The sequence below is a fragment of the Microbispora sp. CSR-4 genome, assembly GCF_008033685.1.
Lineage (GTDB): Bacteria > Actinomycetota > Actinomycetes > Streptosporangiales > Streptosporangiaceae > Microbispora.
The window spans coordinates 1-7,421 of sequence record NZ_VJVX01000118.1 but is presented as its reverse complement, the minus strand read 5'-3'; the positions used below and the strand labels follow the sequence as shown (position 1 = coordinate 7,421).

Below are 7,421 nucleotides of genomic sequence, written 5' to 3'. Positions count from 1 at the left end.
GTCCACATCGTCGGGAAGCGGGGTCAGCGCCAGCTCTTGGGCCACCTCACGAACCGACCCCACCACCACCCACGACGACCGCACACCACCCCGACCACGGTCACGACCACGATCACGCCCACCCACACCGCCGGAAGCACCCGCACCTGCGCCCGCACCCGAGCCAGAGCCGCCCGCGCCAGCGCCATCCGTGCTAGCGCCAGAGCCATTCGCACCGGCGGGAGCCGCGTCCTCGGCAGTCTCACGGGCGGCATTCGCGCCAGTGCCGTTCGCGCCACCCACATTCGCACCGGCGAATGCCGCACTGTCGGCGGCCCCGCGCGCGGCGTGCGCGCGAGCGCCATGCGCGCCAGCGGCGTCCGCACCGGCGGCAGCCCCACGGGCGGCACCCGCGTCAGATCCCGCGCTGTCGGCGGTCCAACGCGCGGCGTTCGCGTCAGCGCCGTCCGTGCCAGCACCGCTTATGCCAGCGGCATTCGTACCGGTGGCCGCCCCACTCGTGGCATCCGCGCCGTCGTTGGTTGCGCTGTCAGTATCGGTGCCTGGGACGTCCGCGCCCGGGGCGTCCACGCTCTCGACAACAGATGCGTCGGCGCGCTGCCGGAGCCCGAAGTTGATGATCGGGAAGGGCTCGCGGGCGGACGAGCCGTCGGACGACCACAGTGGGGAATTGGCGATCAGACGGTCCCACCACTCACCGTCGGCATCGTTCGAATGACGAAGGCGCTCAGGATCAATGTCGAACAGATCCACTACACCCTCCTCGCTTGATTCGAACTGATGTATGGATTCTCTCACACTCTGTGAGCGAGTGGCAACCGTGCGCAGTGAAGGGTTGGAGCCTCAGGTCGTCCGAAAAAACAGGGGGTGCTGCACGTCAATGGGGGTGGGCAAAAGCAGCGAAGGGTTGGCCGAAGAGCAGCGAGGGGGCTGCCTGGAATCGCCCCGCATCCGGCTGTGAGTATCCGGGCGGTGAGCATCAGGGCTGCGAGTATCCGGGCGGTGAGTAGGTGAGCATCGGGGCGGTGAGCATCGGGGCGGTGAGTACGGCGAGCGTCCGGAGTGCGAGCACCTGGGCCGCGAGTATCCGATCGCCGAGCACCGTGAGAAGGGCGGATACTCAGGTAAGCCCGACATCAGGGAGGGCTCGACAGCGAGGAAGGACGGTTAGGCCGCCTTGACCACACGGCGACGCCAGACCACGTTGCGCCGTCTCCACGGGGCCATCATCGATCTGATCGTGCTGATGAACCTGCCCAGCCGCGATGACGAGCTGCTGGCCGAAGCCGGCGTCTCCCTCGACCGCGCGCTGTTCCCGCTCCTCGTGGGCATCGAGCGATTCGGGCCGATCGGCGTGGTCGAGCTGGCCGAGCGCGCCGGACGCGACTACACCACGATCAGCCGCCAGGTCGCGAAACTCGCCTCTCTCGGGCTGGTAGAACGACGCCCCAGCCCCGCCGACGCGCGGGTGAAGGAGGCCATCATCACCGCCGAGGGCCGCCGCGTCACCGACGCTCTCGACGCCGCCCGCCAGCGCCTGGCCGGTCCCGTTCTCGCGCAGTGGAGCGACCGGGACCTCATGGAGCTCGAACGCCTCATGCGCCGCTACGTCGACGACATGTCCGCCGCGAAGGCCATAAAGGGCGACTGACGGGCCGCCGATCTCCGTCCCCTCACGGAACTCTTGTAGCACGGGCCGCCACCGCCGCCGGAGGTTAAAGTGCTACCAGAACCTTGTTCTCTTTATCGAAGGGTGGCGCCATGTCGGCTGCTGAGGGGTCCGAGCTGAGGTTCGACGGAAGGGTCGCGATCGTCACCGGGGCCGGGCACGGGCTCGGCAGGTCGCATGCGCTGCTGCTCGGCAGCCGCGGGGCGAAGGTCGTCGTCAACGACCTCGGTGGCGCACTCGACGGCACCGGCGCGTCCTCGGGACCCGCGGCGGAGGTAGCCGAACTCATCGTGAAGAACGGCGGGGAGGCGGTGGCCAGCACCGACAACGTCGCCACTCCGGAGGGCGCGGAGGCGATCGTGCGGACGGCGCTCGACGCGTTCGGCCGCGTCGACATCCTCGTCAACAACGCCGGCATCCTGCGCGACCGGTCGTTCGGGAAGATGACGGTCGAGGAGTTCGACGCCGTGATCGCCGTGCACGTGCGCGGCTCGTTCCTGGTCAGCCGCGCGGCGTTCCCGCACATGAAGGAGCAGGCATACGGACGGATCGTGAACACCTCCTCGCCCGCCGGGCTGTTCGGCAACTTCGGCCAGGCCAACTATTCGACGGCCAAGATGGGCCTGGTGGGCCTCACGAAGACCCTCGGCATCGAGGGTGCGCGGGCGAACATCAGGGCCAACGCGATCGCCCCCGTCGCGTGGACGCGGATGACCGAGACGCTGCTGCCCGCGGAGTTCGAGAGCAAGTTCACCCCCGAGCGGGTCAGCCCGCTCGTGGCCTACCTGGCCCACGAGAGCTGCGTGACCACCGGCGAGGTGTTCTCGGTCGGCGCCGGGCGGATCGCCCGGGTGTTCGTGGCGGAGGGGCCGGGCTGGCGGACCGACGACCTCACCGTCGAGGCGATCCGCGACAACTGGGAGGCCGTCATGGCCGAGCAGCCCTATCTTCCGACGAAGCTGGGCGAGCAGGCCGGCGCCTCCCTGCAGGCCATGCTCTGATCTCCTTTCGTCGTCCCCGGCCGGGAGGTCAGACCTCCTCGGCCGGCTGCTCGGCCGGGACGACGAGACCGCGGGACAGGTCCCCGGGCCGCCGGGGTGTCGGCTCGCGGCCCGGCGGCTGCCTGACCGGCAGGTCCGGGAAGGGCGGCGGCGCGTTGCGCCGGGCCTGCGGCTGCGCGCCGATCGTGAGCTCCTCGCCGTGGTGCGACACCGTGAGGGGCGAGCCGTGCAGGAGCCGGTACGTCGTGCCGTCCGGGGCGACATCGACCCGCGCCAGGCGGCCCCGGTAACGGACGCGGAAGGTGAGCCGGGTGATGCCCTGCGGCAGGCGGGGCGCGAAGCAGAGCCGGCCGTCGTGCGCCCGCATGCCGCCGAACCCGTTCACCAGCGCGATCCACGCCCCGGCGAGCGAGGCCATGTGGACGCCGTCGCGGGTGTTGTGCTCCAGGTCGCGCAGGTCCATCAGCGCGGCCTCGCCCAGGTAGGCGTACGCGAGGTCGAGCTGCCCCACCTCGGCGGCGAGCACGGCCTGGGTGCAGGCCGACAGCGAGGAGTCGCGCACGGTCAGCGCCTCGTAGTAGGCGAAGTTGCGCGCCTTCTGCTCGGGCGTGAACGCCTCGCCGCACAGGTGCATGGCCAGCACGAGATCGGCCTGCTTGACGACCTGCTTGCGATAGAGGTCGAAGTAGGGGAAGTGGAGCAGCAGCGGATACTGCTCGGGCGTGGTGTTCGCGAAGTCCCACACCGCGTGCCCGGTGAACCCCTCGCTCTGCTCGTGCACCCCCAGCCGCTCGTCGTATGGCAGGAAGATGGCGGCGGCGCAGTCGCGCCACATCGCCGCCTCCTCCAGCGTGACCCCGAGCAGCTCGGCCCGGTCGAGATGGCGTACGGCCGTCTCGGCGGCGGCCCGCAGGTTGCGCTGGGCCATGAGGTTGGTGAAGACGTTGTTGTCGGCGACGGCGCTGTACTCGTCCGGGCCGGTCACGCCGTCGATGCGGTAGCGGCCGTCGGCGTCGTGGTGGCCGAGCGCGCACCACAGCCGGGCGGTCGCGACGAGCAGCGGCAGGCCGACGTCCCGCTCGAATCCGGTGTCCTCGGTCGCGTCGACATACCGCGTGACCGCGGCGGCGATGTCGGCGTTGACGTGGAAGGCCGCCGTGCCGGCGGGCCAGTAGCCGGAGCACTCCTCGCCGTTGATCGTCCGCCAGGGGAAGGCGGCGCCGCGCAGTCCGAGCTGCTCGGCGCGGGCCTGGGCGAGCGGGAGGATCGACTCCCGCCACATGAGGGCGTCGGCGGCGGCCCGGGGATAGGTGTAGGTCATCACCGGAAGCACGAAGCTCTCGGTGTCCCAGAACGCGTGACCGTCGTACCCCGAGCCGGTCAGCCCCTTGCCCGCGATGGGCCGCCGCTCCAGCCGCGCGCCCGCCTGGAGCAGGTGGAACAGCCCGAAGCGTACGGCCTGCTGCACCTCGGCGTCGCCCTCGACCTCGACGTCCGCGCCCGCCCAGAAGTCGTCGAGGAAGGCGCGCTGCTCGGCGCACAGGCCGTCCCATCCGGTGAGCCTGGCGGCGGCCAGCGCCGCCACGACCTGGTCGTGCATCGCGGGCCTGGACCGCTTGGCCGACCAGCCGTAGGCGAAGAACTTGTCGAGCCGCAGCCGTTCGCCCGGCGCGAGCCGGGTGGCGATCGTGACCCGGCTGACGTTGCCGCCGCCGTCGCACTCGACCCGGGTGCCGTCCGGGCCCTCGATCTCGTGCCGCATCCCCGCCGCGACCCGCAGCCGGCTGGCCCTGGTGGAGTGGACCATGACGCACACGTTGTTGCGCGCGGCGACGTTCTCCTCCAGCACCAGCGGCGCCTCCAGCGCGGCGGCGGCGCGGGGATCGGCGGTCGGCGGCGGCACGGTCTCGTTGGCCACCAGCTCCGACTGGACGACCACGTTGAGCGGCTGGTCCACCGGCTCCACCTCGTAGCGGATCGCGGCCACCGCCCGGTGGGTGAACGACACGAGCCGGGTCGAGGTGACGCGCACCCGCGCCCCGGTCGGCGAGCTCCAGCAGGCCTTCCGGATGAGCGTGCCCGCCCGCATGTCGAGGACCCGCTCGTGTGAGTGCAGCGTGCCATAGCGGACGTCGAACGGCTCGTCGTCCACGAGCAGCCGGATCAGCTTGCCGTTGGTGACGTTGACGACCGTCTGCCCGGACTCGGGGTAGCCGTAGCCCGCCTCGGCGTACGGCAGCGGGCGCAGCTCGTAGAAGGAGTTGAGGTAGGTGCCCGGCAGGCCGAAAGGCTCGCCCTCGTCGAGGTTGCCGCGCAACCCGATGTGCCCGTTGGACAGCGCGAACACCGACTCGGTCTGGGCGAGCACGTCGGTGTGCAGGTGGCACTCGCGCACCGACCACGGCTCGACGATGAAGGCGGGATGCTTGATCATTTCTCGTCCAGCAGTTCGGAGAGATCCGACACCACGATGTCGGCGCCGTTGTCGCGCAGGGCCTGCGCCTGATCCCCGCGGTCCACGCCGACCACGAGGGCGAAGCCGCCCGCGCGCCCGGCGGCGACCCCCGCCAGCGCGTCCTCGAACACCGCGCACTCGGCCGGTGTGAGCCCGAGCGCCTCGGCGGCGGCGAGGAACATGTCGGGGGCGGGCTTGCCCGCGAGCCCGCGCTCCTTGGCCACCTCGCCGTCGATCCGCGCGTCGAACATGTCGTCGATCCCGGCCGCGGCGAGCACGCGCCGCGTGTTGGCGCTGCTGGAGACGACCGCGCGGCGCAGCCCGGCGTCGCGTACGGCGCGCAGGTAGCGCACCGAGCCTTCGAAGACCTCCACGCCCTGCCGGTCGAGGATCGCCTGGACCAGCTCGTTCTTGCGGTTGCTCAGGCCGTTGACGGTGGGCATGCCCGGCGGGTCGTCCGGCCTGCCCTCGGGCAGGTCGATGCCCCTGGACAGCAGGAACTCCCGGGTGCCGTCCAGGCGCTTCCTGCCGTCGACGTACCGCTCGTAGTCGCCGGTCGCGTCGAAGGGCACGAACGGCGTGCCGGTGGCGGCCGCTCGATCGCGCAGGTATTCGTCGAACATCTCCTTCCACGCCGCGGCGTGGATCAGGGCCGTACGCGTGAGCACCCCGTCCATGTCGAACAGGCAGCCGCGCACTTCGTCAGGCAACCCCAGCATGCGCCCTCCAACCGGTCTCCTGACTCTCCTACCCCGTCAGACGCTCCTAACTTTTGTTGATTCCAGCGAAAGATTGCATCGGATCGATAAAAGGTCTTCCCTGATCAGGGGGAAAAGAGGTACGTTTCCAGCCAATCACCGGGACGCGGAGGCGTACGTGAAGAGGACGACCATCAGGCCGGAGAACGTCCATCAGGCCGCGCTCCTGCGGTTGCTGAGGGAGGGCGGGCGCTCCCGCGCCGAACTCGGCGACGTGGTGGACCTGTCACGGTCGAAGCTCAACGTGGAACTGGACCGGCTGATCGAGCTGGGGCTCGCCGAGCCCGACGGACTGGCCGCCTCACGCGGGGGCAGGCGCTCGGGACGCGTACGGCTGGCCCGTGACATCCGGTTCGCCGGGCTCGACATCGGCGCCACCTCGATCGACGTGGCGGTCACCGACGGCGAGCTCAACGTGCTCGGTCACCTGAGCGAGCCCTGCGACATCAAAGAGGGGCCCGCCGCCGTGCTCGACCGGGCCATCGAACTGCTCGGCAAGCTGAGCAGGGACGGGCTGTTCAGCGAGCTCAGCGGTGCCGGCGTCGGCGTCCCGGGGCCGGTGAGCTTCGCCGAGGGCGTTCCGGTGGTGCCGCCGATCATGCCGGGCTGGGACCGCTACCCGGTCAGGGAGACGGTCGGTCAGGCACTCGGCTGCCCCACGGTGGTCGACAACGACGTCAACATCATGGCGCTCGGAGAGCTGCACGCCGGTCTCGCGCGGCACGTCGAGGACTTCCTGCTCGTCAAGATCGGCACCGGCATCGGCTGCGGCATCGTGGTGGACGGGAAGATCTACCGCGGGGTGTCCGGCAGCGCCGGCGACATCGGCCACATCCGGGTGGACGATCTCGGGCCGGTCTGCTCCTGCGGCAACTCCGGGTGCCTTGAGGCGTACTTCGGCGGCGCCGCGCTGGCGCGCGAGGCGGTCGTGGTGGCCCGCTCGGGCGGCTCGCCCTACCTGGCCGAACGGCTCGCGGTCGCGGGCGCGCTGACGGCCGAGGACGTCGCCGCCGCCGCGGCGCAGGGCGACGCCGACGCGATCGGGCTGATCCGCGACGGCGGACGCCGGGTGGGCCAGGTGCTGGCGAGCCTCGTCAGCTTCTTCAACCCCGGCCTCGTGATCATCGCGGGGGGCGTGGCCAAGCTCGGCCACGTGCTGCTCGCGGAGATCAGGAGCGTCGTCTACCGCAGGTCGCTGCCGCTCGCCACCGGAAACCTGCCGATCGTGCTGTCCGAGCTCGGCGACACCGCGGGTGTCGTCGGCGCCACCCGCCTCATCAGCGATCACGTCTACTCCGACCACGTCTACTCCGCCAACTGATCATCGTTGGGAGATCCCCATGGCCGACGAACACCCCCTGCTCCAGATGAGGGGGATCGTCAAGCAGTTCCCCGGCGTACGCGCGCTGGATGGTGTGGACCTGGAGGTCAGGGCTGGCGAGGTGCACTGCCTGCTCGGGCAGAACGGGGCCGGGAAGTCCACGCTGATCAAGATCTTGTCGGGTGCGCATGCGCCGGATGAGGGGGAGGTGCTGCTG

7 protein-coding genes and 1 pseudogene are annotated in these 7,421 nt (G+C 70.7%); 4 read left to right on the top strand and 4 right to left on the bottom strand.

Translation table 11 applies throughout. The annotated features are described in order from the left end of the window. Together FLV34_RS42045 and FLV34_RS43070 are read right to left on the bottom strand one after the other, a co-directional pair. Window positions 1-753, bottom strand: a pseudogene (locus tag FLV34_RS42045) (hypothetical protein); the annotation flags it as partial. Window positions 754-979: 226 nt separating this feature from the next. After that, on the bottom strand, window positions 980-1,102 hold the full coding sequence (locus tag FLV34_RS43070; protein ID WP_261986070.1) for a hypothetical protein: 123 nt from the start codon (window positions 1,100-1,102) through the stop codon (window positions 980-982). Window positions 1,103-1,177: 75 nt separating this feature from the next. Between FLV34_RS43070 and FLV34_RS38465 the strand changes: the two genes are divergently transcribed. Both FLV34_RS38465 and FLV34_RS38460 read left to right on the top strand, forming a co-directional pair. Continuing rightward, entirely contained in the window at window positions 1,178-1,651 is a 474-nt protein-coding gene (locus FLV34_RS38465; protein ID WP_205831275.1) for a MarR family winged helix-turn-helix transcriptional regulator, read from the top strand. Between the two features lie 110 nt (window positions 1,652-1,761). Further along, window positions 1,762-2,670: an SDR family oxidoreductase gene (locus tag FLV34_RS38460; RefSeq protein ID WP_147945504.1), complete on the top strand. Its 909-nt coding sequence runs from the start codon at window positions 1,762-1,764 to the stop codon at window positions 2,668-2,670. A gap of 28 nt (window positions 2,671-2,698) precedes the next feature. Here the strand turns inward: FLV34_RS38460 and FLV34_RS38455 are convergent, their stop codons facing one another. Next, a complete protein-coding gene (locus tag FLV34_RS38455; RefSeq protein WP_142652675.1) occupies window positions 2,699-5,104 on the bottom strand; it encodes a glycoside hydrolase family 65 protein in 2,406 nt (801 codons plus the stop codon). Beyond that, the gene (locus FLV34_RS38450) at window positions 5,101-5,844 is read right to left on the bottom strand and encodes a beta-phosphoglucomutase family hydrolase (RefSeq protein ID WP_142652676.1); all 744 of its coding nucleotides are present in this window, start codon (window positions 5,842-5,844) and stop codon (window positions 5,101-5,103) included. The genes FLV34_RS38455 and FLV34_RS38450 overlap by 4 nt, the downstream gene beginning before the upstream one ends. Before the next feature lie 157 nt (window positions 5,845-6,001). Between FLV34_RS38450 and FLV34_RS38445 the strand changes: the two genes are divergently transcribed. Further along, entirely contained in the window at window positions 6,002-7,204 is a 1,203-nt protein-coding gene (locus FLV34_RS38445) for an ROK family transcriptional regulator (protein ID WP_221890037.1), read from the top strand. A 19-nt stretch (window positions 7,205-7,223) separates the two neighbouring features. Continuing rightward, window positions 7,224-7,421, top strand: a 198-nt coding sequence (locus tag FLV34_RS38440) for an ATP-binding cassette domain-containing protein (protein ID WP_147945503.1), incomplete at its 3' end; no start/stop codon positions are given.

What these genes read in the sequence shown, in the direction of transcription:
- FLV34_RS38460 (WP_147945504.1), top strand. Translation starts at nt 1,762, where the DNA reads ATGTCGGCTGCTGAGGGGTCCGAGCTGAGGTTCGACGGAAGGGTCGCG.
- FLV34_RS38455 (WP_142652675.1), bottom strand. Translation starts at nt 5,104, where the DNA reads ATGATCAAGCATCCCGCCTTCATCGTCGAGCCGTGGTCGGTGCGCGAG.
- FLV34_RS38450 (WP_142652676.1), bottom strand. Translation starts at nt 5,844, where the DNA reads ATGCTGGGGTTGCCTGACGAAGTGCGCGGCTGCCTGTTCGACATGGAC.